This window comes from uncultured Lutibacter sp. (assembly GCF_947495725.1).
Lineage (GTDB): Bacteria > Bacteroidota > Bacteroidia > Flavobacteriales > Flavobacteriaceae > Lutibacter.
The window spans coordinates 19,374-43,568 of record NZ_CANLZZ010000006.1; the positions used below are offsets into that span (position 1 = coordinate 19,374).

14 protein-coding genes are annotated in these 24,195 nt (G+C 31.6%); 10 read left to right on the top strand and 4 right to left on the bottom strand.

Annotated features, from left to right (window positions below):
• Positions 1-27: 27 nt before the first annotated feature.
• The 3 genes from Q0776_RS13975 to Q0776_RS13985 all read right to left on the bottom strand — a co-directional run bounded on the left by Q0776_RS13975 (position 28) and on the right by Q0776_RS13985 (position 4,168).
• Positions 28-1,347 (bottom strand): family 43 glycosylhydrolase, encoded by a 1,320-nt coding sequence (locus tag Q0776_RS13975; RefSeq protein ID WP_298369511.1) that lies wholly within the window; start codon positions 1,345-1,347, stop codon positions 28-30.
• Between the two features lie 166 nt (positions 1,348-1,513).
• Positions 1,514-2,359, bottom strand: a complete 846-nt coding sequence (locus Q0776_RS13980) for a hypothetical protein (protein WP_298369513.1) — start codon at positions 2,357-2,359, stop codon at positions 1,514-1,516.
• Between the two features lie 6 nt (positions 2,360-2,365).
• Positions 2,366-4,168, bottom strand: a complete 1,803-nt coding sequence (locus tag Q0776_RS13985) for an FAD-dependent oxidoreductase (protein WP_298369514.1) — start codon at positions 4,166-4,168, stop codon at positions 2,366-2,368.
• A 176-nt stretch (positions 4,169-4,344) separates the two neighbouring features.
• Here Q0776_RS13985 and galB point away from each other — a divergent pair, with 176 nt between their 5' ends.
• From galB to Q0776_RS14020, 7 genes are all read left to right on the top strand, one after another.
• A complete protein-coding gene (galB, locus tag Q0776_RS13990; RefSeq protein WP_298369517.1) occupies positions 4,345-6,828 on the top strand; it encodes a beta-galactosidase GalB in 2,484 nt (827 codons plus the stop codon).
• Between the two features lie 3 nt (positions 6,829-6,831).
• The gene (locus Q0776_RS13995; protein WP_298369520.1) at positions 6,832-8,250 is read left to right on the top strand and encodes a DUF1080 domain-containing protein; all 1,419 of its coding nucleotides are present in this window, start codon (positions 6,832-6,834) and stop codon (positions 8,248-8,250) included.
• Between the two features lie 14 nt (positions 8,251-8,264).
• The gene (locus Q0776_RS14000; RefSeq protein WP_298369524.1) at positions 8,265-9,917 is read left to right on the top strand and encodes a sulfatase-like hydrolase/transferase; all 1,653 of its coding nucleotides are present in this window, start codon (positions 8,265-8,267) and stop codon (positions 9,915-9,917) included.
• A gap of 239 nt (positions 9,918-10,156) precedes the next feature.
• The gene (locus Q0776_RS14005; protein ID WP_298369526.1) at positions 10,157-11,443 is read left to right on the top strand and encodes a sulfatase-like hydrolase/transferase; all 1,287 of its coding nucleotides are present in this window, start codon (positions 10,157-10,159) and stop codon (positions 11,441-11,443) included.
• A gap of 1 nt (position 11,444) precedes the next feature.
• Complete coding sequence (locus Q0776_RS14010) at positions 11,445-13,403, top strand: GDSL-type esterase/lipase family protein (RefSeq protein ID WP_298369529.1); 1,959 nt, start codon at positions 11,445-11,447, stop codon at positions 13,401-13,403.
• A 5-nt stretch (positions 13,404-13,408) separates the two neighbouring features.
• A complete protein-coding gene (locus Q0776_RS14015) occupies positions 13,409-14,776 on the top strand; it encodes a glycosyl hydrolase family 28 protein (RefSeq protein ID WP_298369531.1) in 1,368 nt (455 codons plus the stop codon).
• Between the two features lie 51 nt (positions 14,777-14,827).
• The gene (locus tag Q0776_RS14020; protein ID WP_298369533.1) at positions 14,828-16,021 is read left to right on the top strand and encodes a hypothetical protein; all 1,194 of its coding nucleotides are present in this window, start codon (positions 14,828-14,830) and stop codon (positions 16,019-16,021) included.
• Between the two features lie 24 nt (positions 16,022-16,045).
• Here the strand turns inward: Q0776_RS14020 and Q0776_RS14025 are convergent, their stop codons facing one another.
• Positions 16,046-17,059 carry a LacI family DNA-binding transcriptional regulator gene (locus tag Q0776_RS14025; protein WP_298369534.1) on the bottom strand — a complete coding sequence of 338 codons (1,014 nt, stop codon included), beginning with the start codon at positions 17,057-17,059 and terminating at the stop codon, positions 16,046-16,048.
• 167 nt (positions 17,060-17,226) lie between these two features.
• Between Q0776_RS14025 and Q0776_RS14030 the strand changes: the two genes are divergently transcribed.
• Genes Q0776_RS14030 through Q0776_RS14040 form a run of 3 tightly spaced genes read left to right on the top strand, consistent with a single transcriptional unit; the run spans position 17,227 to position 24,195 of the window.
• Positions 17,227-18,891 carry a sodium:solute symporter family protein gene (locus Q0776_RS14030; protein WP_298369536.1) on the top strand — a complete coding sequence of 555 codons (1,665 nt, stop codon included), beginning with the start codon at positions 17,227-17,229 and terminating at the stop codon, positions 18,889-18,891.
• The gene (locus Q0776_RS14035) at positions 18,881-21,160 is read left to right on the top strand and encodes an FAD-dependent oxidoreductase (RefSeq protein WP_298369539.1); all 2,280 of its coding nucleotides are present in this window, start codon (positions 18,881-18,883) and stop codon (positions 21,158-21,160) included. Before Q0776_RS14030 ends, Q0776_RS14035 begins: the two co-directional genes overlap by 11 nt.
• A 2-nt stretch (positions 21,161-21,162) precedes the next feature.
• Positions 21,163-24,195, top strand: a complete 3,033-nt coding sequence (locus Q0776_RS14040; protein ID WP_298369541.1) for a glycoside hydrolase family 2 TIM barrel-domain containing protein — start codon at positions 21,163-21,165, stop codon at positions 24,193-24,195.

The window sequence follows — 24,195 nt, forward strand, 5'->3', positions numbered from 1 at the left end:
AGTGTAATTAAAGTACACCCGCCTTTTTTAGTGAAATTTAAACCAATCTAAGGTTAGTTTATTTTCGGGCTTCTTCTTAAAAGTAAAGTGTAAGGCATGTTTCCCTTTTTTAATTTTTTTAAGAGAACCTTTTGTAATGTTATAAGCAGTATTATTTGATAAAGAATTAATAGATAAAATTCCTAATAATTTACCTTTATCACTGTCTAGCCTTATTTCAATAATACCTTTTGAATTAGAACTGGTTTTTACTTCAAAAATAGTTTCATTACCATTAAATGAAAGGTATTTGTAAATAGCAGTGTCGTTGTTATTAATTTCATTCAAACCTTCTGAAATTAAATCTTTCTTTTCAATAGTGGCAATTCTAACATTTCCACTTAAACCACAAGCCCACTCGGCCTCAATTCTTTCTTTTGAATTTAAAGGTTCGCCAGCGCCTTGTGAAGTCATTTCAACTTCATCAATTGTTCCATCTTCATTAAAATAAATAGGTTCAATACAAGCTTTTCTAAATTTTTGAGAATTGTTTGTTGAACGATGATAAAAAACATACCACTGTTCTTTAAACTTTTCAATAGAACCGTGATTGTTCCAACTAGAAGGGTCACAATCAACATTATCAATAATAACACCCTTATAAGTAAATGGCCCCATTGGCGATTTTCCTATAGCGTAACCTAAACAGGTTGGTCTATTATCACGGCTATCATCGGCAAATACTAGATAATACAAATTGCCAATTTTTCTTATTGAAGAGCCTTCATGAAATGCTATATTTCCTTTTTCATCTAAAGGATGAGTAATTGTGGACTCATCAATTTCAGTCATATTTTCTTTTAGTTTGGCAACTTTTGGTTTTCCTTGTCCCCAATAGTAATAAGCCTGACCATCATCATCAATTAAAACAGCCGGATCAATACTATAAGCTCCTTTTATTTGCTTGCCGTTTACAAATGGTCCGTTTGGATTTTTACTAGTTGCAACACCTTCGGTTTTGGGTTTTCCTGGAGAGCAGAAATATAGATAGTATGTACCGTTTTTATAGGCAGCATCTGGAGCAAACAATAAATTGTTGTGAAATTTAACTTGATCATTTTCTCCTTTTGAAGAAAAAGCGTTCTCGGTAACATCCCAGTTTTTTAAATTGGAAGAACTGAGAACGTGATGTGAATATGAGCACCAATACTCATCACTCTCATCACGTGATCCATAAATGTATAATTTTCCATCTTCCCAAACATGTGCTTCAGGATCGGCAATATACATTCCGGGTGGAGTTATTGGATTTTGAGCTTTTATAGACAGGACAGATAACAGAATTCCAATAAATATTAGTGTTTTCATGATACTTTTTTATTTATCATAAAATTAATATTTAAAATATTGTTTTTAATGTAAATGGTTTATTATGGTATATAATTAATCATATGTTACTATTATTAATTGAAATTTTAAATTTACAATTTAACAATAAAAAAAATTGCAATTTATTCTAGTAAAAGAGGTGCTTTTAATTCAATTTCTTAGATAAAACAGATTTTGAGTTTTCATCCAAGTAACTCCAAATGTCTTTTAATTGTTGTTTTTGTATATTGTTTTTGAAGATTGTTTCTGGTAGAGCTTTTGAAATGTAAAAGTTAATTAAACTATGTTTTCTTTTCATAACTTCAATTACCAAATTAAATTTATTTACATAATCCTCATCTTTAAATTTTTGAAGTACAAATAAGTTTGTACTACCATTTTCTGAATTTAGTAGTTGTTGTTCAAATTGTTCATTGTAATTAGTATGGGTGTACTCTTTAATTTGTTCCTTAATTCTACCATTAATTAATTTCCAAAGGGTATGAGTTGAGTATAACGCACCATCAACAACTTCTTCTTTAATTTCTCTTTTTGTTGCTCCAGAAACACCATCAATTTTGTTTGATTTTCGAAACTGTTTATTATCAATAAAGGCCCCAACATGCTTTTTCCCAATTACGGCGTAATTATCTTTAAGCGTTTTATGAAGTTTACTATAATCTGCAGAAGTAAAATCATTATGGTCATTTTTAGTAAGTTGTTTTCCGGGAATTGTGTCAAACTTTTTGAAGTTTCCTGCTAAATCCCAATATACTTTTAGATTCACAATTCTACATAAGGTATCATTACAAACACTTGTTTCAATTTGACTATAAAAAAAGGATTCTTTAGCTTCATTTTTACAGAAATATACATCATTCGTAAAAGAACCATCTAAGCTAGGTAGCTCAAGAACTTTTTTACAATTAGGGTCGTAATTACTATTAAAAGACGATAATGCAGTAACAAAAATTATAATAAGTACGCTAAATTTAAAAATGTAAGTTTTCATAAATAATTAATTGTTTTGCTTTTGTTTTGAAGAAGACTTTACAAGTTTCATTAATTCATTTAAATGATTTTCATAAACAACTCTGGGGTTTGTGTTGTACTTTTTACAAATACTTGCGGCATAACCAACAGCAGCACCCATTTGCCCAGTTGTATTCATAACTCTTGGGCCTCCAAGACCAATATGAGAACAACTAAAATCTCTTCCAGCCATAAATAGATTGTTAATGTTTTTTGAATATAACGATCTGTAAGGGAGTTGATAGCCAGTTGTTCTATAAAATAATGCTTCGGATAAAAAATTAGGTTTTTCGGGGTTGTTTAGTTTTTGTTGATAGTGAACATCTACAGATCTTTTTTCTAAAACAACAGCATCTTCAAATTTGGTTTGATTTTTTACATCGTTAAATGTATAAATATAATCTCCTACAAGTCTTCGTGATTCTCTTTTTCCAACAAGATAACTCACCCATTCTAACGCTAATTTTTCATTCCCTTCTTTTTGTTTTTCATTATAAAATGAACCGAAAATTGCTTTTAGCATATGATCTCTAATCTGTTCAGCATCATCAATTTGATTTAAATCATTTCTTGAAAATTCCCATTTCCATTCTCCATTTGCAGCAGCATGCTGTTTTGCAACTTCTAAAGCCCAAGGAACTTGTGGAAATTTACTTGTAAATTCCATTTCTTTACTGCCCCATAAAACAGATGAACCCATTACAAAATTATCTGCTATTTTTGGGCTCCATAATTCCCCATGTTTTTCCCAGCCTTCATTAAAAGTTGATTTACTTTCACGGCCATACATAAAATTGGCATTAGACCAAAAACCAACCCAACCATCTCCTGTAGAATCTACAAATAAAGGAGCTTTAAATCTTATACGTTCAGAAGTACTTGTATGTTTAGCATCCACAAATTTTATTAAATTGTTTTTAGAACTTGCATCATATGCTCTCCAGTTAAGAAAAAGATGAATGTTTTTATAAGATTTGATATTTTTCATTCGTTTATCATCATCATCGTAAGCTTCTGATGAGCCATTTGGGTAATGATCTGTATCAATCATTTTAAGAATACGTTCAAAATACCCATAAATTCCTTCTGTGTGTACTCTAATTTCGCCACTTGCATTACCTCCTAAAACAGGTCTGTCATGTATTAAAGCAACATTTAAACCTTGCTCAGCAGCACTAATAGCCGCAGCGCAACCGGCAATTCCACCACCAACTATTACTAAGTCGAAATTTTCGGTTTTTTTAGGTGGTTTGTTAGATTTTGTAAGTTTTTCTCTCCATTTTTTTAATTCAATAGATTTGCTGGGTGGAGTAATTTTATTTTTTGAAAAATAAATTGCATCACACCTACCATTAAATCCAGTTAAGTCTATAAGTTCTATTGAGGTTTTTTTATTAGAAAACTCATATTCACCTACATATTCCCAATCCCATTTTTTTGAAGTTCCCAAAACTTTAGAGAACGTATTATTTTCAATTTTTAATTGAAATTTACCAGGCGTTTCCCAGTTTCCTGGAGCCCAATTCATAGTTCTAACCCAAATATGATAGTTTCCTTTTTTGTGGATGCTAAATGTTGTTTTAGCATTTTCAACAGGTTTTCCAATTCCATGGGCCATTAAATATGGCGAACCCATTTGTTCAACAAATTGAGGGTCTACAACCCAACCTCCTTTATCGGTAAAGCTTTCAGTTTCAATTAATATTTCTTGAGAATATAGTTGAAAGCTAATAAGTAATATGCCAATAAACGTAATTACTGGTTTAATACAAATGGTTTTAGTATTCATTTTTTTAGAATAATTAAGGTATAAAACTAATAAATTATAAGCGAAATGCGGAGTTTTGATTTAAAATATAGAACAAATGATTTTTCAAAGAAAATAGCTAGTAGATTGTTTTAGGTAAGCTCTAGTTTCTATTATATTTACAATGATTAATCATTTTTAAAATAATATATATAATTATGAATTCATTTAAATGGTACAACTTTCTATTTACATTGTTTTTAGGAGGTCTTTTTATTTCATGTAATTCGAATGAAGTAAAATCAATTGCAGACCAAAACTTTAATAGAGATTGGTTGTTTCAAAAAGAGGCTCCGGAAGAAGCAAAATCTATAGCTTTTGACGATGGTAATTGGAGAAAACTAAACTTACCACACGATTGGGCAATTGAAGGTCCGTTTAGTAATAAATACAACGCTAGAACTGGAGGATTACCTGTTCACGGAATTGCTTGGTACAGAAAACATTTTACAGTAGATAGTAAATTTAACCAAAAACAAATTTCTATTGAATTTGATGGCGCTATGAATAATGCTAAAGTGTGGTTAAATGGCGAGTATGTTGGCGAAAGACCTTACGGTTATATTGGTTTTGAATTAGATTTAACAAAGCACATTAAATTTGGAGAGGAGAATGTAATTGCTGTTCAATTGTCTCCTGAAGATTTGGCGGCGCGTTGGTATTCAGGTGCCGGAATTTATAGAAATGTACGTTTAAAAATCAACAATTCAGTACATATTCCACAATACGGAACCTATATTACTACACCTAAAATAACAGAAGCAAATGCTGAAGTTGTTATAGAAACAAAAATAAAAAATGCAGGAACTTCAGTTTCAAAAGCTCAATTACAAACAAGTATTTTTAATGCTGAAGGAATTGTAGTTGTTGAAAATACTTCTGAAATTGAAGTTAATTCATCTTCAGAAGAAAAAATAAATATTGCTTTAAACGTTGAAAATCCAAACTTATGGGATATTAAAAATCCTGTTTTATATACTGCAATTAGTAAAGTAGTAGTTAACAATAAAGTTGTTGATGAGTACGAAACAAAATTTGGAATTAGAACCATTGAGTTTGATAAAGACAAAGGGTTTTTGTTAAATGGAAATACTGTTGAATTAAATGGAGTTTGTATGCATCACGATCAAGGTCCATTAGGTACAGCAATTAATTATAGAGCTAAACAACGTCAAATGCAAATTATGCAAAGTATGGGGGTAAATGCGTTACGTACTAGTCATAATCCGCCTTCACCAGAAATTTTACAAGTTTGTGATGAATTAGGAATAGTTGTTATTGTTGAAGCTTTTGATGAGTGGAAAATGGGGAAAGTGAAAAACGGTTACAATAAGTTTTTTGACGAATGGCACGAGCGTGATTTACGTGATATGATTAAGCGTGACCGTAATCATCCATCGGTTATTATGTGGAGTATTGGAAATGAAATTTTAGAGCAAAGCAGAAAAGATGGTTGGAAAGTAGCTAAAATGCTAAACGATATTTGTCACGATGAAGATAATACGCGTCCTACAACTGTAGGATTTAACTATTATCCAGCTCCGTTTAAGAATAAATTAGCCTACGAAGTTGATATTGTTGGAATGAATTATTGGCCAGAAAATTACAACGAAATTTTGGAAGCAAATCCTGATATGATTTTGTATGGTTCTGAAACTTCTTCATTAACAAGTAGTAGAGGTGTATATCATTTACCAATTGAATATACTGAAAGACATTCAACAAATCACGTTTCTAGTTACGATGTTATTGTTGGACCACCTTGGGCATATCCTCCAGATGTTGAGTTCGATGCTCAAGAAAAATGCCCAAAATCATTAGGTGAGTTTATGTGGACAGGTTTCGATTATATTGGAGAGCCAACACCTTATGGTGGTAGAGACAATTCAACACACGGTTATTGGAACGACGATTGGCCATCACGTTCATCGTATTTTGCGCCAGTAGATTTATGTGGTTTCCCAAAAGATAGATATTATTTATACCAAAGTCAGTGGACTACGGAGCCAATGGTACATGTATTGCCACATTGGAATTGGGAAGGAAAAGAAGGAGAAACAATTCCGGTTTATTCTTACACAAATTGTGAAGAAGTTGAATTATTTGTAAACGGAAAATCTTATGGTAAAAAAGTTAAAGGAAAAGATTTTACAATGATTCCTGCAGAATATCATGAGTTTGATAAAGGAATGTACAAATCTAAATATCGTTTATCTTGGAATGTACCTTACCAACCAGGAAGCATTAAAGTTGTTGCTTATAATAATGGAGAAGAAATTGTAACTAAAGAAATAAAAACAGCAGGTAAACCAGCTAAAATTTCGTTAGTAGCAGATAGAACAGAAATTGACGCTGATGGAAATGACTTATCTTTTATTACAGTTAAAATTGAGGATGAAAATGGAAATATGTGTCCATTAGCAGATAATCTAGTGAATTTTGATATTGAAGGAGCTGGAACTTTGGCGGCTGTTGGAAGTGGAGATCAAACTTCTTTAGAAGGGTTTCAAGTTCCAAAAAGAAAGGTGTTTAATGGTATGTGTTTACTAGTTGTAAAATCAACTGAAAATGCAGGCTCAATTTCAATTAAAGCAACTTCAGAAGGATTACAAGAATCAAATATTTCAATAACAACAAAGTAAATTATGATATTCAATAAAACAAAATCATTCATAACAGGAGCATTTTTAATTTTATTTTTTTTAAGCAATGCTCAGGAAAGTAAGCGTTTGTATTTGAAAGATAGGTTACACGATGTAACTAGAGAAAAACCAGTTAGAGTAATTCCGGGTGAAGGAACAAGAACCGCACCACCTTCTGATGCAATTATTCTTTTTGATGGAAGTAATTTAGATGCTTGGAAACCTGGGAATTTCAAAATTATTGATAATTCATATATGGTTGCGGGAAAAGGAGGACTTTCTTCAAAACAAGAATTTGGTGATATGCAAATGCATATTGAATGGAGAGTGAATGATACTTTAAAAGTAAAGGGTCAAAAAGGTTGTAATAGTGGAATTTACATAATGGGTAAGTTTGAAGTTCAGATTTTGGAGAGCTTTGTAAATGAGACCTATGCTGATGGACAAGCAGGAGCTATATACGGGCAGTTTCCACCTTTGGTAAATGCATCAACTCCACAAGGAAACTGGAATAGCTATGATATTATTTTTAAAGCGCCTGTATATGAAAATGGTAAAATGAAAGAAAAAGCTTGCATTACAGTTTTGCATAATGGTGTTTTAGTACAAAATAATCAAGTGTATGAAGGGCCAACATTATATAGAAAGGTAACTTCTTATCCGGATAATTTACCTGCTAAAGGACCAATTTATTTGCAGTATCATAACGATCCTGTTGAATATAGAAACATTTGGGTGCGAGAAACAACTGAACAAAAACAAGCAAATAAAGTTGATTGGAAAAATCCTTTCCCAAAAGATGGTTTAGGAACAGTTTATACAACTTCAGAAGAAGAGAATGAATTAGGGAATAAACATTTTGAAGTAAAAGAAAACAGTATTGAAGTACTTAAGAAGTGGAAAGGTAAAAAAGCGCCATTTGCTATAATTACAACTAATAAAGAGTACAGCAATTTTAATTTAGAACTAGAATATAAATGGGGTGAGCGTAAATTTGAACCTAGAGATGAAGCTAAACGTGATGCGGGAATTTTATTTCACGTTCAAGGTAAAAAAGAGGTATGGCCAACTAGTTTGGAATGTCAAATTCAAGAAGATGATACAGCAGATTTATGGGTAATAAAAGGCCCAAAAGTAACGGTTGTTGAAAAAGATGGAAATGAAAAAGTATTAGACTCTAAAATAAAAGCCTACCAACAAAATGTAAAATATGCTAATTATGAAATTGAAGGTTGGAATGCAGTTAGAGTTGAAGTTAGAGGATCGAAATCAGCTAAGTTTTTTGTAAATGGTCATTTGGTTAATGAAATTAAAAATTTCTTTCATGAAAACGGAAAACCATTATCTAAAGGAAATATATGTTTGCAAGCTGAAGGAGCAGAGTTAACGTATAGAAATGTTAGAATTCAAGAATTAAAATAAATTATAAAATAAAAATGAAAAGAATTTTATTAATAGTAGCGCTTTTAATTACAAGCTTTTTAAAGTTAAGTGCTCAAGAACGTCCAAACATCGTATTCATTTTAACCGATGACCAGTCTTATGGTTTATTGGGTTGTACAGGAAATGAAATTGTACAGACGCCTAACATAGATAAAATGGCAAGCGAAGGTGTATTGTTTACAAATGCGCATATTACAAGCGCCATTTGTACACCAAGTAGAATCTCAATTTTGTTAAGTCAATACGAACGTAAACACGGTGTAAATTTTAATTCAGGAACCAGTGTTTCTGATGAAGCTTGGGAACAATCTTACCCAATGGTAATGCGTAAAGCTGGTTATTTTACGGGTTGGATTGGTAAAAATCACGCTCCTATTGGAGAAGGTGGATATACAAGTGGGCTAATGGACAATAGTTTTGATTATTGGTATGCTGGTCACGGTCATTTAAGTTTTTACCCAAAAGATCGTCACAAAATATTTAATGATGCTATAGCTTTTACTCAACCTGAAATTTTAAATGAAGCTGTTGATGATTTTATTGACCCGAACGAACGTAATTTAAAAGGAGCTATTAAGTTTTTAGATGAAAGACCTTCAGACAAGCCTTTTATGTTGTCAATAAATTTCAATTTACCACATGGTGCTAGTACAGGTACTATGAAAATGAAAAAAGATGATGATGAAATTTACAAAACATTGTATCGCGATTTAAAAATTCCTTTACCAAAGAATTATGTTGCTAAAAAGGATATTAAAACACCTAAATTACCGGCTTCAATTCATAAGGTCGAAGACAGACAAACAGGTTATGATTATTCTGATACTCCTGAAGGAACTATTGAACGTTACACACGTCAGTTACAAGCTATGACAGGTATTGATCGTTTAGTTGGAAATTTAAGAGCCAAGCTAAAAGATTTAAAACTAGATAAAAATACGGTAATTATTTTTACTTCAGATCACGGTTTGTTTATGGGTGAACAAGGTTTAGGAGGTAAATCGTTATGCTACGAAAAAACTACCCACGTTCCAATGATTGTTTTAGATCCACGATTAAAGAAAAAACAAAGAGGTTTTAAAAGCGATGCTTTAGTGCAAAGTATTGATGTTGCAGCTACGATGGTTGCAATGGCAGGAATTGAAAAACCAGCTTCTTTTCAAGGGAAAGATATTTCAGCATTAATTAGAGGTGAAAAAGCTGAAGTTAGAGAGTATGTTTATACTGAAAACTTATGGTCAACTCATTTTGGAAATCCACGTTGTGAATCTGTTCAAGATAAAGAATGGAAATATATTAGATATTACAAAAACAACAATTTTTCAGCTACAAAAGAAATTGAAACTGCTAAAATGATGGGGATTCCTGTAAGTAAAATGTTGTATGCTGTTCACGATCCTGCAATTGCTGTTTATAGAAGTTATATAGATGCTCCTGTTGAAGGTGAAAAACCAGTTTATGAAGAGTTATATAATTTGAAAAATGACCCTGCCGAATTACATAATTTAGCTTCAAAAGAAGAACATAAAACTATTTTAGAAAATTTACGTAAAGTTTGGAAAGTAGAAATCACAAACGCTAGAGGAACTGGGAAACCTAAAGTGTTAAGATATACAAATGACAGTCATCCAAAAGGAGGACATTAATAATAAAATGTCATTGCGAATGAAGAGCAGCGGAATGTGGCAATCTCATGAAAAATTAAAAAATAGAGGTTCTTCATTTCCTTTCATTCATTCAAATATTAAATCCGTCATTCTGAACTTGTTTCAGAATCTCATTCTAATGGTTACTAATTTAATGAGAACCAGCATTTCGACTCCGCTTAATGACCGGTTGCTGAGCGGAGTCGAAGCACTTATTGAAGTAAATAAATTTTATACCAATGAAAAAACTACTATTTATAGTACTACAAATTTGTTTGGGTGTTCAAATAAACGCTCAAACAAATATTGTTTTTATAGAATCTGACGATCAAAGTAATCAAGCAGTCGGTGCTTATGGAAACTCGGCAATGGTTACTCCAAATATAGATGCTTTAGCAAAAGAAGGAGTATCGTTTACTGCAGCTTATAATATGGGTTGTTGGTCTCCTGCGGTTTGTATTCCAAGTAGAACAATGTTGTTTTACGGGCAACATATTTGGAAATCTCAAAAAATAACTAGTAAAAATGCCCCAATTGCATTTCCTGAAATTTTAAGAGAAAACGGTTATTCGACATTTATGACTGGTAAATGGCACGCTTGGGGGAAAAATCCAAAAAATATTTTTGATGAATTAGGAAGTATTCAACCAGGACAATTAAAAACATACAATACAACTGGCGGACATGTAACTGATATTACAGGTAATGAAGCTGTGGATTATATAAATAATTACAAAAGTGAGAAGCCGTTTTTTATGTATGTAGCTTTTAACGCTCCTCATGTACCAAGACAAACCACTCAAAATTATTACGATTTATATCCTGCAAAAGATATGGTGTTGCCGCCAAGTGTTGTAAATGGAAAACCATTAAATAAAAATGTAAAATATCAATACACAAACGATCCTTTAAGTTCTAAAACAATGCAATCTAGAGTTCAACAGAACAATGCAATGGTTACACATATGGATGATAGAGTAGGTGATATTATTAAGGCGTTGAAACAAAAAGGTGTTTATGATAACACAATTATTGTATTTATGTCTGATCACGGAATTAATTTTGGTGAAAACGGCGTTGCAGGTAAAGTATGTTTGTATGAGCCAAGTGTAACAGCTCCATTAATTATTAAAGCTCCAAAAATTAAACCGAATACTAAAATTAAAGAACGTGTTTATTTACAAGATGTAAACCCTACGTTGTTTGATTTGTTAGGGCTAGATGGTCCAAAAAATATCGATTTTCAAAGTTTAACACCTTTAATTAATAAAGAAGTGAAAGGAAGAGAGTCTATTTACTTGGCAATGTTTGATGATCAAAGAGGAGTGGTTTCTGGGAATAAAAAACTAATTGTATATCCTAAAACGGGCGATATAGAATATTATAATTTGGATAAAGATCCTTGGGAAACTACTAATTTAGTGAATAAAAAATCATCAACTTCCGAAGTGAAAAAATTACTAAACCAATTAAAAGATTGGCAGCAAAAAGTAGGTGATACGGTTAAAATTTCTGGAAATTTTTAAAATGAAAATAAAATTTGTCGTATTTATTGTTTCAGTTTTTATACTATTTTTTGTGGTAGACGTTTCAGCTCAAAAGTTAGTGCAATCAGAGTGGAAAGGTTTTAAAAGAATAAATTTTGAAGTGGAAAATTGTAATGCTAGGTTGGTAATTCCAAAAAAGTCATTAAATGGAAATCCTTGGGTTTGGAGAGCTCGTTTTCCAGAGTATCATAACGAGATAGATAGTGTTTTAGTAGCCGAAGGATTTCATATTGCATACATAAATACAGATAATAAATTTGGAAGTCCAAACGCTGTTAAAATTTGGAATAAGTTTTATAAATATTTAGTAAAAAATTATAAGCTTCAAAAAAAAGTAGCTATTCATTGTCATAGTCGAGGAGGTTTGTTTGCATACAATTGGGCGAAAGTTAATCCAGAAAAAGTTGCTTGTATTTATGCTGATGCAATTGTGTGCGATTTTAAAAGTTGGCCAGCCGGATTTGGCGCTGGCGATGGAAGTAAGAATGAATGGAAACTTTTGAAACAAGTATATGGTTTTAAAAATGATGAAGAGGCTATAGCTTATTTAAATAATCCCATTGATAATTTAGATGAATTAGCTAAAAACAGAGTTCCTATTTTACACTCCATAAGTAACCAAGATAAAATTGTCCCTCCAAACGAAAACTCGTTAAAACTGATTCAAAGATATATTGAATTAGGTGCGCCAGCTTCTATTTTACCATGTTCTAAAGGAATTCAAAAGTTAAAAGGGCATCATTATGAAATTGACAACCCTCAATTGGTTATCGATTTTATTAAGTACAATTCTATTCAAAAAGGGAAATTAAATTCATCTAATTATCATTTAAAAAGAAAAGGAATTGCTAACAGTTACATCAAGTTTGAAAGAGAAAAAGTAGGAAGAGTAGCATTTTTAGGAGGTTCAATAACATATAATCCAGGTTGGAGAGATAGTATTTCAGCTTTTCTAGTAAAACGATTTCCACAAACTAAATTTGAATTTGTTGCAGCCGGTATTCCTTCAATGGGAAGTACGCCGGGCGCATTTAGGTTGCAAAGAGATGTTTTGTCTAAAGGAAAAATAGATTTGTTGTTTGAAGAAGCTGCGGTTAATGATTCCACAAACGAAAGAACCTTAGAAGAGCAAATTAGAGGAATGGAAGGAATTGTGAGGCATTTAAGAAAAACGAATCCGGAAATGGATATAGTTATGATGCATTTTGTAGATCCGGATAACATGGAAGACTACAGAAAAGGAGTTGTACCAGAAGTTATTACAAATCATAATGTAATTGCTAATCATTATGGAATTTCAACCATAAATTTAGCCAAAGAAGTAACAGATAGAATTGATAATGGAGAGTTTACTTGGGAGAAAGATTTCAAGAATTTACATCCATCGCCTTTTGGACAAGGTATTTACTCGCATTCAATGCTTCAATTTTTAGAGAATTCATATTCAAAACACTTAGATGCAGATGATAAGGTTTTCTCTTATGACTTACCAGAAAAAATAAATGAGTTTTCATATGAAAATGGTGAGCTTGTAGATATTTCAACCATAAAATTACCAAAAGGTTGGTTTATTAATTCCTCTTGGAATCCGAATGATGGTAAAAGAACAAGACCAAATTATGTAGATGTTCCAATGTTAATTGGTGATAAAGCAAGCAAAGTTTTAAAATTTAAGTTTGAAGGGAATACAGTTGGAATTGCAATTGCTGCCGGTAAAGATGCTGGAATCATTGAATACAGAATAGATAAAGGAGATTGGAAAACACAAAACTTATTTACCAAATGGAGTGGGCAAGTTCATTTACCTTGGTATTATACATTAGCTAGTGAATTATCCAACGAAAAGCATACACTTGAAATTAAAATTTCAGAAAATAAAGATGCTAGAAGTGAAGGGAACGCTTGTAGAATAAGATACTTTTATATAAATAAAAATTAAACAAAATGAAAAAAATAATTTTCTTATTGGTAATCGGGTTTCAGTTGCAAGTTTTCGCAACCGATTTTAACGTTATAGATTACGGAGCAAAAGCAGATGGAGTTACAAAAGACACGAAAGCTGTACAAGCAGCAATTGATGCCTGTACAAAAAATGGAGGTGGAAAAGTTATCATTCCTGCTGGTAAAACGGTAATGATTGGAACCATTTATATGAAGGATTTTGTAACACTTCATATTGAAAATGGAGCAGTTTTATTAGGAAGTCCAGATATTGAAGATTATACAACAGATACGCATAAAAATATGTATAAAAACGAGCCTCATATGGATCGTTGTTTAATTTTTGCGAAGGATGCTAAGTCATTTGCTTTTGAAGGTTATGGTACTATTGATGGAAATGGGCATATGAAGAATTTCAATAAAAAAACTGGAAGACCAATGATGATGCGTTTTTTGAATTGTAAGAAAATTCATATGAATGATATTACATTGATTAATCCAGCAGCTTGGACTTCGGCTTGGTTGTATTGCGATGAAATTGTAGTTGATGGGATTAAAATTCATAGTAGAGTAAATGGTAATGGTGATGGTTTAGATTTTGATGGTTGTACCAATGTTCGTGTTGCAAATTGTTCATTTGATACAAGCGACGATTCTATTTGTTTACAAACTTCAAGACCAGATAAGCCTTGTAAAGATATTGTAGTAACAAATTGTGTGTTTACAAGTAAATGGGCAGCTTTAAGAATAGGATTGTCTTCTCGTGGAGATTTTGATTCGGTAACGGTTTCAAATTGTACGTTTCATGATATTCAAGATTCTGGGTTCAAAATTCAAATGAATGAAGGAGCAGAAATGAAAAATATGTCGTTTACAAATATAGTTATGCGTAACGTACCAAGACCGGTGTTTATGACTTTCTGCCAACAACGAGCAGGAGTTGATGCTCCAATGGAAATGTTACCAATGAAAGCAATGCATAGTTTTATTTTTAGTGATTTTATTGTGGATAATAGAGAATTGGATAAGGATTCATCTTTCTTTTTAACAGGAATGCCTAATCATTATATTAATGATATTCAAATTAATAATGTTCAAATGACAGTTGCTGGTGGAGGTACAAAAGAAGATGCTTCAAAAGAAATTAAAGAATATACGTTGGATGTTCTTGGTAAATGGTGGCCCGAATTTTATTTGGTAAAAACGTTGCCAGCATCGGGAATTTATGCACGTCATATTAAAGGGTTAACAATCAGTAATTTTCATTTAAATACTATTACAAATGATGAAAGAAAACCAATTGTTTTTGAGGATGTAATTGATGGGTTTAAGAGTAATATTTTTCTGAATAAAAAACTAATAAATAAGTAGTCTCACTCATTAAATATTAATACATTTATTAAGAATTAAAAAAAATATTTAATGAAAAAGATTAGTGCGCTTACCTTCTGTTTATTGGCTTTATTTACCGTTAAAGCTCAAGTTTCTTTTATAAAAGGATATGTAATTGACAATAATAATGAAAAGATTTCCTGTCTAATTAAAGATATAGATTTTAAAAATATTCCTAAAGAATTTGAATATAAAAGAACACAAGATGGAAAGGTTGAAAACGGGAGTATTGAAAACTTCAAAGAGTTTGGTGTAAATGAAAATCTAAGGTTTATTAGAGCAGTTGTTGATATTGATAAAACAATTGATAATATTGAATTATTAGATACTTCTTCAAAACCGAATTTTGTAAAAGATACGTTATATTTAAAAGTTTTGGCAGATGGAGATGCCAATTTGTATTATTATGAATACAAAAACCTAAAAAGGTATTTTTTTAGTACTTCTCAGCAGCAGAAAATTGAGCAGTTAGTGTATAAAATGTATACTAAAGAACATAAAACAGTTTCTTATAATAATCATTTTAGACAACAATTATCGCTAAATTTAAAATGCGATGCCATAACTCTTATACGATTAGAAAATCAATTATATAATAATACACTTATACATATTTTTGACGATTATAATCAATGTATGGATGCCAATTATGTTGCATTACCAAATAAATACATATTTCATTTAACACCTAAAATTGGAGTTAAAAGCAATATGCTAAAGTTTAAAGAACACACATTAGATGCTGATTTATCAACAAAAGTTGGTGTAGAATTGGAATTTGTATTTCCATTTAATAATGGGAAATGGGCAATGATTGTAGAGCCGTCATTTCATAAATTCGATGCAGAAGCTTCAATTAAAGAATATAGAGGAGGTTATGAAGATTTACCAATATATAATGATGCGGTTGTGAATTATTCATCTGTTGAACTATCAATGGGAGTAAGACATTATTTAAATTTAAATAATAAATCGAAATTGTATTTTAACTACATATATTTATTTGATTTTGTGGGTGATTCAAATCTAAAATTCAAAAATCAAGAGTATAAGTTTGGAAATATAAGCTATTCAGTTTTAGGGGCAGGTTTTAAGTACAACGATAAGTTTTCGGCAGAAATAAGATATGGTATAAAAACAAATCTCACTTGGAAAATAGTTAATTTTGAAAGTAGGTTAGATTATAGCAATTTATCTTTTTTAGTTGGGTATACAATTCTGTAAGATGCAAAAAATATAGCTCTTGGATTATATTTTTTGAGAAGATGCCCTAATGTTCAATTGACCGTCTAAAACAATTGTTTGTGGTATGTAGTTTTTGCCGCTTTCAATGTGATCTAATAGTAATTGAGCAGCCTTTTTTCCAATTTCGAAAGTAGGCTGTTTTACTGAAGAAAGAGGTGGTTCAACAATACTTCCCATTTTAGATTCTGAAAAGCCAATAAAAGCGACATCCTTAGGAACTTTATATCCATTTTTTTTAAAAATATTCATTGCGCCAATCGCAAGTTGGTCGTTAGCCGCAAATATGGCATCAGGAATGGTATTGTTTTCAATCAATTTTTTTGCAATATTTTCTCCATCTTCCATAAAAAATCCAGAAGTAATTACTTGATGTGGTTCTACTATTAATTTATGCTTTCTATGAGCGTCCATAAATCCTCTTCGTCTTTCTCTAGAAAGTGTTAGTGTTTTTATTCCTTGAAAGTGATATATATTTTTATATCCTTGTCTAATAAGGTGTTCAGTTGCAAACATAGCCCATTTATAATCGTTAAATAATACTTTTGAAGCATTAATTTCTTTATATGTTCTGTTAAAAAAAATGATAGGAAATCCACTTTTTACTAAATCTTGATAATAGTCTATATTATCCGTTTCTGAAGATAAAGAAATCAGTAATCCATCAACCATACTATTTTCTAACGATTGTACATTTTTTAACTCTGTTGTATAACATTCATTAGATTGAGTAATTAATACCTGATATCCTTTTTCAAATAAAATTTCTTGAGCTCCCATTATCACTTCAGGAAAAAAACTATTTACAAATTCAGGAACTACAATGCCAATATTAAAAGATCTTTTTTGGACTAAATTTTTTGCCATTCTATTTTGGCGATATCCCATCTCTTTCGCAGTTTTTAAAACAAGCTCTTTTGTTTTTACATTAATATCAGATTTATCATTAAATGCTCTTGAAACTGTTGAAACAGAGGTGTTTAATTTTTTAGCTATGTCTTTTATGGTTATGTATTTCATTGAAAGAATGTTAACAATAGCAAATGTATGAATAAACCCTAAATTTCGAGAACGTTCTCGAAAAAAATTAACACTAACGAAAACGTTTTAGTTGGGTGTTTCCATAATTAAAATTAAATCCAGAATAAGTATTGCTTAAATTTACTTTGTAAGAAAACAAACAAATTATGAGCACTATTGATATTGGTACAATTCTAATTTTTACATTATTAGTTTTTATTTGCGGATTGAGCTTTGCAAAGTCTGGAAAAAATATGAAATCCTTTTTTGCCGCAGGTGGAGCATTACCTTGGTGGATGAGTGGTTTATCCTTATTTATGAGTTTTTTCTCGGCAGGAACATTTGTTGTTTGGGGGTCAATTGCCTACAGTAGCGGTTGGGTTGCCGTTACTATTCAATGGACAATGTGTATTGCAGGTTTAATTATAGGTTTTGTAATTGCTCCAAAATGGCAAAAAACAAAAGCTTTAACTGCGGCAGAATTTATTACCGATAGATTGGGATACAATACTCAAAAAATATACACCTATTTATTTCTTTTAATTTCAGTATTTACAACAGGAGCATTTTTATATCCTGTAGCTAAAATTGTGGAAGTTTCAACAGGAATTCCAATTTCAGCAAGTATCATATTTTTAGGAGTTTTAATTTTAATTTATACAGCTGTTGGTGGTTTATGGGCTGTAATTGTAACCGATGTGTTGCAATTTGTGGTGTTAACCGCAGCCGTTTTAATTGTGGTTCCGTTATCATTTGATAAAATTGGAGGAATCGACAATTTTATTTCTCAAGCACCAGATAACTTTTTCAATTTTACCAATGCAGAATATTCATGGGAGTTTATGGTAACTTTTGGTTTATATAATTTGTTTTTTATTGCAGGAAACTGGGCTTATATTCAACGTTATACAAGTGTTGCCACACCTAGAGATGCTAAAAAAGTAGGTTGGTTATTTGGAGGGTTATATACAATTAGTCCGCTAATTTGGATGTTACCACCAATGATATATAAAGTATTAAATCCAGATTTAGGTGGTTTAGCAGATGAAGGAGCGTATTTATTAATGTGTAAAGAAGTTTTACCTGTTGGTATGCTCGGTTTAATGCTGGGAGGTATGATTTTCGCAACTTCAAGCTCTGTAAATACTACATTAAATATTTCTGCTGGTGTGCTGTCGAATGACGTTTATAAACATTTCTTTCCTGAAACTTCAGGAGATAAATTAGTGAAAGTTGGAAGGATTTCAACCATAATATTAGGTTTAATTACTATTGTGGTAGCATTATTAGTGCCATATATGGGCGGAATTGTTGAGGTTGTTATGAGTTTAGCAGCCATAACTGGTGGAGCAATGTTTTTACCTCCTTTGGTTGCATTATTTTCAAAATATCAAACAGGTAGAAGTGTATTGGTTGTAACTATAGTTTCGTTGGTTATCAATTCATTTTTCAAATTTGTAATGCCTTCAATGTTCGACTATAGTTTAAATAGAGCGATGGAGATGACTGCAGGTGTTGGAATTCCAATTTTGTTATTAATCATTTTTGAAGTGTATTTTAGAACAAGAAAAACAGATACTTCTCAATATACAAGTTATTTAGAAAAAGTGGAATCAAAAGTGCCTCAAGATATAGAAGAATCAAAAGGTGGAAATAAAAAAGGAGGTAGAGTTATAGGAATTGGTGTTGCTTTAACAGGATTGTTAGTTGTAATAATTTCCTTTTTAGAAGGAAAACCAACACTATTAGTTACAGGAATGGGAGCGTTAGTTTTAGCGCTAGGTAGTTATATTATTTTAAAAAATTCAAAAAAAGAAATAAATGTTAATTAAGGATTTTAACAAAGAAGTAAGATCTAACAAGGTTGTAGAATTACAAAGTGAGTTAGTTGTTGTTGGTGGAGGAACAGCAGGAGTTTGTGCAGCTATAACAGCAGCAAGAAAAGGAACAAAAACGGTGTTAGTTCAAGACAGACCAGTATTAGGTGGAAATGCTTCTTCTGAAGTTAGATTATGGATATTGGGAGCAACGTCACATTTAGGAAACAACAATCGTTGGTCTCGTGAAGGTGGTGTAATGGATGAAATTTTAGTTGAAAACCTATATAGAAATAAAGAAGGTAACGCAGTTATTTTCGATACTGTTTTACTTGAAAAAGTATTAAATGAAGAAAACATCACACTTTTACTAAACACAAGTGTGTACGATGTTTCAAAATCGAGTGATACCAAAATTGAATCGGTTAAGGCTTTTAACCCTCAAAATTCAACCGAGTATGTTATAAATGCACCGTTGTTTTGTGATGCATCAGGTGATGGAATTGTAGCTTTTAAAGCTGGAGCTTCTTTTAGAATGGGAGCAGAAAGTAAAGGAGAATTTGGAGAATTATTTGCGCCAGATAAATCGTACGGAGAATTATTGGGGCACTCAATGTATTTTTATAGCAAGAATACAGATAAGCCAGTAAAGTATGTAGCTCCTGATTTTGCATTAAAAGACATCAAAAAAATCCCTCGTTACAAAGCAATTGGAAAAGACGATAAAGGGTGTCGTTTTTGGTGGTTTGAATATGGTGGAGATGGAGATACCATTCATGATACTGAACAAATCAAATACGAATTGTGGAAAGTAATTTATGGAGTTTGGGATTATATAAAAAATTCAGGAGAATTTGAAGATGTAGATAATATGACCTTGGAATGGGTTGGAACAGTTCCTGGAAAGCGTGAAAGTCGCCGTTTTGAAGGATTGTATATGATGAAGCAACAAGACGTAATTGGTCAGGCTATTTTTGAAGATGCCATAGCACATGGTGGTTGGGCAATTGATTTACATCCGGCAGAAGGTGTTTATAGTAAATTGTCTGGTTGTACACAATGGCATTCAAAAGGTGTGTACCAAATTCCTTATCGCTCGTTTGTAAGCAAAGATATTGACAACCTGTTTTTGGCAGGAAGAATTATAAGTGCTACGCACGTTGCTTTTGGTTCTACAAGAGTTATGGCAACAACGGGTTTATGTGCTCAAGCTGTTGGTATGGCCGCTGCTGTTTGTATTGAAAATGATGTAAAACCTGCTGAAATTTTACAGAACGGTTTAATAAAAACACTTCAAAATGAATTGAATTTAACGGGTCAAAGTATTCCAAATATTCCTATTCAAACGGAAAGTAATTTAGTGAATGAAGCTACAATTACAAGTTCTTCAAATCTAAATTTAAGTGAAATTCCTTTTGATGGAGAATGGACAAATTTAGCAACTTCGGCTGCCCAATTATTGCCTTTTATAGCAAATGAAAATTACAAGTTTAAAGTGCAAGTGATTGCTGATGAAGATACTAGAATTGAAGTTCAGTTAAGAACTTCAAAAAGATCTAAAAATTATACACCAGAGGTTATTATTGAAAAACAAATAATTAACCTTAAAAAGGGCGAACAAGAAGTTGAGTTTGAATTTGTAGGTTCCGTAACTAAAAATAAGTATGCTTTTGTGACTTTTATGTCGAACGAAAAAGTGTATTTAAAAAATAGTAACAAACGTTATTCAGGTATTTTATCAGTGTTTAACGGAGTTAACAAAGCGGTTTCAAATAATGGAAAGCAAACACCACCAGATGGAATTGGGGTTGATACTTTTGAATTTTGGATTCCGCAGAGAAGACCAGAAGGTTTTAATATAGCAATGGAAATTTCTCCTGCAATTGAAGCTTTTGATAGTTCAAATATTGGAAACGGATATGTGCGTCCTTGGGGAACGGTAAACGCTTGGAGTGCAAGTTTAGAGGATAAAAATCCTACATTAAAAATTGAGTGGGATTCAGAAAAAGAACTTTCAGAAATTAAATTGTTTTTAGATCCAGATTACGATCATCCGTTAGAATGTACATTAATGGGACATCCAGAAGAGGTTGCTCCATTTTGTGTAAGAAATTATACTATAAAAGATTTAAACGGAACAATTTTAGTTCAAAAAGAAGGAAATTACCAAACCATAAATACGTGGAAATTGGATTCGAAAATAAAAACAAAAGGAATAATTATAGAAGCCGAACATCCATCAGGAAATGTTCCTGCATCTATATTTGAAGTAATCTGTAGTTAATTATGAAAAAAATATTCATTTCAATAGTAATCATATGTAGTTTAATAGCTTGTAATGCTGATAAAAATGTAGAAGTACTAGAAACTTCTTCCGAAGGAAATACAGCAATTTTAAGTGGAAATTGGAAGTTCAATACCATTTACGGTATGGGTTCAAATCCTTTAAATATCCACGTACAACCTAACGATATTGTTATAGATAATAACGATAAAACAAAGGTTGAAATAAAAGGAAAATGGCAAACAAAAAAAGTTGGAGGAAGAGGTTCTGTTTTTTATGGAAAAGATTATTTAACTCATAATTTCGGGAAAAATGAAGCCGCAAATAGCTATGTGCGTTTTATGCCAACAATAAATGAAACGGGTTATTATGAGGCTTTAGTTATTTATCCTTTTGCTTCTCATTTAACAGCACAAATAAATATTAATAGTGCAGATGGAAAAACTTCAAAATATGTGAGCCAAAGAACTAATTGCGGACAATGGATTAGTTTGGGGATATTTAAATTTAATGCTTCAGAAAATAATTATGTGGAAGTAACTGCTATTACTGAAAGTCAAGTAGCTGCAGATGCTGTGTTATTTAGACCAATTTCTGAAGAAAAATATACCGAAGCTAAAGAACAACCAAAACAAGTTTATTTAACTGATTACAACGATTCTGATTGGCATAATTTAAAAGTTCCTGGTCATTGGGGAATGATAAACTCATACTCAAACTACAATGGTTTAGGCTGGTATAGAAAAGAGTTTCAATTGCCAGAAGGCTGGAAAGAAAATTCTAACGAGAAAATTAGACTAAAGTTTGATGGTGTTTATCACGTTTCAAAAGTGTATTTAAACGGAAAATTTATTGGAGAACACCGTGGAGGTTTTACACCTTTTGATTTTGAAGTAGAAAATCAATTAAATTTTAACGGTAGTAATGTAATTGCTGTTGAAGTTGATAATAGAAACAAAGTTGGTGCTACTTGGAATTGGGGTGGAATAATTAGAGATGTTTATTTGGTTAAGAATAATAACGTTAGAATTAACAACCAATATATTCACGCAACACCGGATTTAGAAAATGGAACAGCTGCTTTAAAGTTGAAGGTGAAAGTTGAAAACAACTCGGATAAAGCGAAAAGTATTTCAATTAAATCTATTATTTCAAAAGAAGGGAAAATCTCTGAATTAAATAAAACTGTTGAAGTAGCAGCAAATAAAATTTCAGAAGTTGTTTTAGAAAGTAATTTAGAAGCAAAAAATGTAAAATTATGGCATTTTGATCATCCTGAATTATATAGTTTAGAAACTACAATTTCAGAAGGTGAATTGAAAATTGATAGCAAGCAAAATGATTTTGGTATTAGAAAAGTTGAGGTTACAGATTCTAAATTGTTGTTGAATGGTGAGCCGGTTCGTTTAGGAGGATTTAATCGTGTTAGCGAACATAGATATTGGGGATCTTCAGAACCGTTGGAAGTTTTGGAAGAAGACGTTGATTTAATGAAAGAAGCTGGAGCTAATTTTATGCGAATTATGCACGGAACCCAAAACGAAAAATTGATTGAGTTATGCGATAAAAAAGGAATTCTAATTTTTGAAGAAGCAAATATTCGCGATTTAGCAAATCCTGAATTTACAGCACCAGAATATCCTTTAGCAAAGTATTGGATTAAAGGAATGGTGGAGCGTGATTGGAATCATCCAAGTATTATTGGTTGGAGCGTTGGAAATGAACTTTCGGATCATTACCAATACGCAAAAACTACGATGGACTATGTGCGAGAAATGGATCCAAACAGATTGGTTACTTGTGTAAGTAATAGTGGTCAAAAAAGTTTTTCTAATCGTAAAACTGACCCAAATACAGAGGTAGATATTATTATGCATAATATGTATCGTTGGCAAGGAGAACCACAAGTTATTATTGATAAGTTAAGAAGTGAATGGCCAGAAAAACCAATATTTATTTCGGAATATGGTTTTGATCCTTACCCAACAACTTCTCTAGATGGCGATCAGCAAATATTTTCAGATTGGAACGAGCATTGGCGTGGTAAAAATGAGTTTGTTATTGGAGGTTCATTATGGACTTTTAACGATTACAGAAGTGGTTACGCGGCAACTTCTCAAGAAGAAAATAGAGTTTGGGGATTGATAAATGTTTGGAGGCAAAAACGTAGAATGTTTGAAAGAGTAGCCAAAGAATTTAGCCCAATTAAGGATATTGAAGTTAAAAACTTAAAACTTTCAAACAACAAAGCTGAAGTAATTATACCAATAAGAGGTTTAGATGATTATCCAAGTTATAGTTTAACAGGTTATAAATTAAAATGGAATTTTAGAGGTTTAGATGGAACTGTAATTGAAGAGAAATCTCAAGATTTACCAATTATTAATCCCGCAGATAAAGTTTGGAAAGGTGAAATTTCTTGGGGTAAATTACCTACTGAATTATTGGATTTGAGACTTCAATTAGTGAGTCCAACAGGTTATGTGAGATATGAAAAGGTAATACCTTTTGCAGCTCCAAAATCTCCAACTATTACGGGAATCAATTTAGGAGATACATTGGTAAGAGTATTATTTGAAAAAGTACCTGGAGCTACTGAATATGTTGTACGTTATAAAAATGATGAAGGTAAAACTGTAGAATCATTTAAAACCATTACCAATGCTATCGAAATAGATAGTTTATCAAATAATAAGGAGTATATTTTTAGTGTAATATCCTTAAATGCTAAAGGGGAAAGTAAACAACCAAATTCAATTTCAGGAACACCAAATGGAAAGCCGTTAGCACCAAAAGTTTGGAAATCTTTTATTGAAGATAACAAAATTGTAATTGGTTATACCAGTGAAAAACAAGACGATTTTTACGTAGTAAAATACGGGACATCGAAAGATAATTTAGATAAGGAATTTAGATCTAATGTAAGAGGAATGATGACCATTGATTTAGAGAATGAAAGTGAAATTTATTTTCAAATTCAACGCGAAATTAAAGGTCAAAAAGGAAATTGGTCTGCAATAATTAAAGTAAATTAG

Excerpts from the sequence above, each read along its gene's own strand:
- galB (WP_298369517.1), top strand. The coding sequence starts at position 4,345 with ATGAATTCATTTAAATGGTACAACTTTCTATTTACATTGTTTTTAGGA.
- Q0776_RS13985 (WP_298369514.1), bottom strand. The coding sequence starts at position 4,168 with ATGAATACTAAAACCATTTGTATTAAACCAGTAATTACGTTTATTGGC.
- Q0776_RS14000 (WP_298369524.1), top strand. The coding sequence starts at position 8,265 with ATGAAAAGAATTTTATTAATAGTAGCGCTTTTAATTACAAGCTTTTTA.
- Q0776_RS14040 (WP_298369541.1), top strand. The coding sequence starts at position 21,163 with ATGAAAAAAATATTCATTTCAATAGTAATCATATGTAGTTTAATAGCT.
- Q0776_RS14025 (WP_298369534.1), bottom strand. The coding sequence starts at position 17,059 with ATGAAATACATAACCATAAAAGACATAGCTAAAAAATTAAACACCTCT.
- Q0776_RS13995 (WP_298369520.1), top strand. The coding sequence starts at position 6,832 with ATGATATTCAATAAAACAAAATCATTCATAACAGGAGCATTTTTAATT.
- Q0776_RS13975 (WP_298369511.1), bottom strand. The coding sequence starts at position 1,347 with ATGAAAACACTAATATTTATTGGAATTCTGTTATCTGTCCTGTCTATA.
- Q0776_RS14020 (WP_298369533.1), top strand. The coding sequence starts at position 14,828 with ATGAAAAAGATTAGTGCGCTTACCTTCTGTTTATTGGCTTTATTTACC.
- Q0776_RS13980 (WP_298369513.1), bottom strand. The coding sequence starts at position 2,359 with ATGAAAACTTACATTTTTAAATTTAGCGTACTTATTATAATTTTTGTT.
- Q0776_RS14010 (WP_298369529.1), top strand. The coding sequence starts at position 11,445 with ATGAAAATAAAATTTGTCGTATTTATTGTTTCAGTTTTTATACTATTT.
- Q0776_RS14005 (WP_298369526.1), top strand. The coding sequence starts at position 10,157 with ATGAAAAAACTACTATTTATAGTACTACAAATTTGTTTGGGTGTTCAA.
- Q0776_RS14030 (WP_298369536.1), top strand. The coding sequence starts at position 17,227 with ATGAGCACTATTGATATTGGTACAATTCTAATTTTTACATTATTAGTT.
- Q0776_RS14035 (WP_298369539.1), top strand. The coding sequence starts at position 18,881 with ATGTTAATTAAGGATTTTAACAAAGAAGTAAGATCTAACAAGGTTGTA.
- Q0776_RS14015 (WP_298369531.1), top strand. The coding sequence starts at position 13,409 with ATGAAAAAAATAATTTTCTTATTGGTAATCGGGTTTCAGTTGCAAGTT.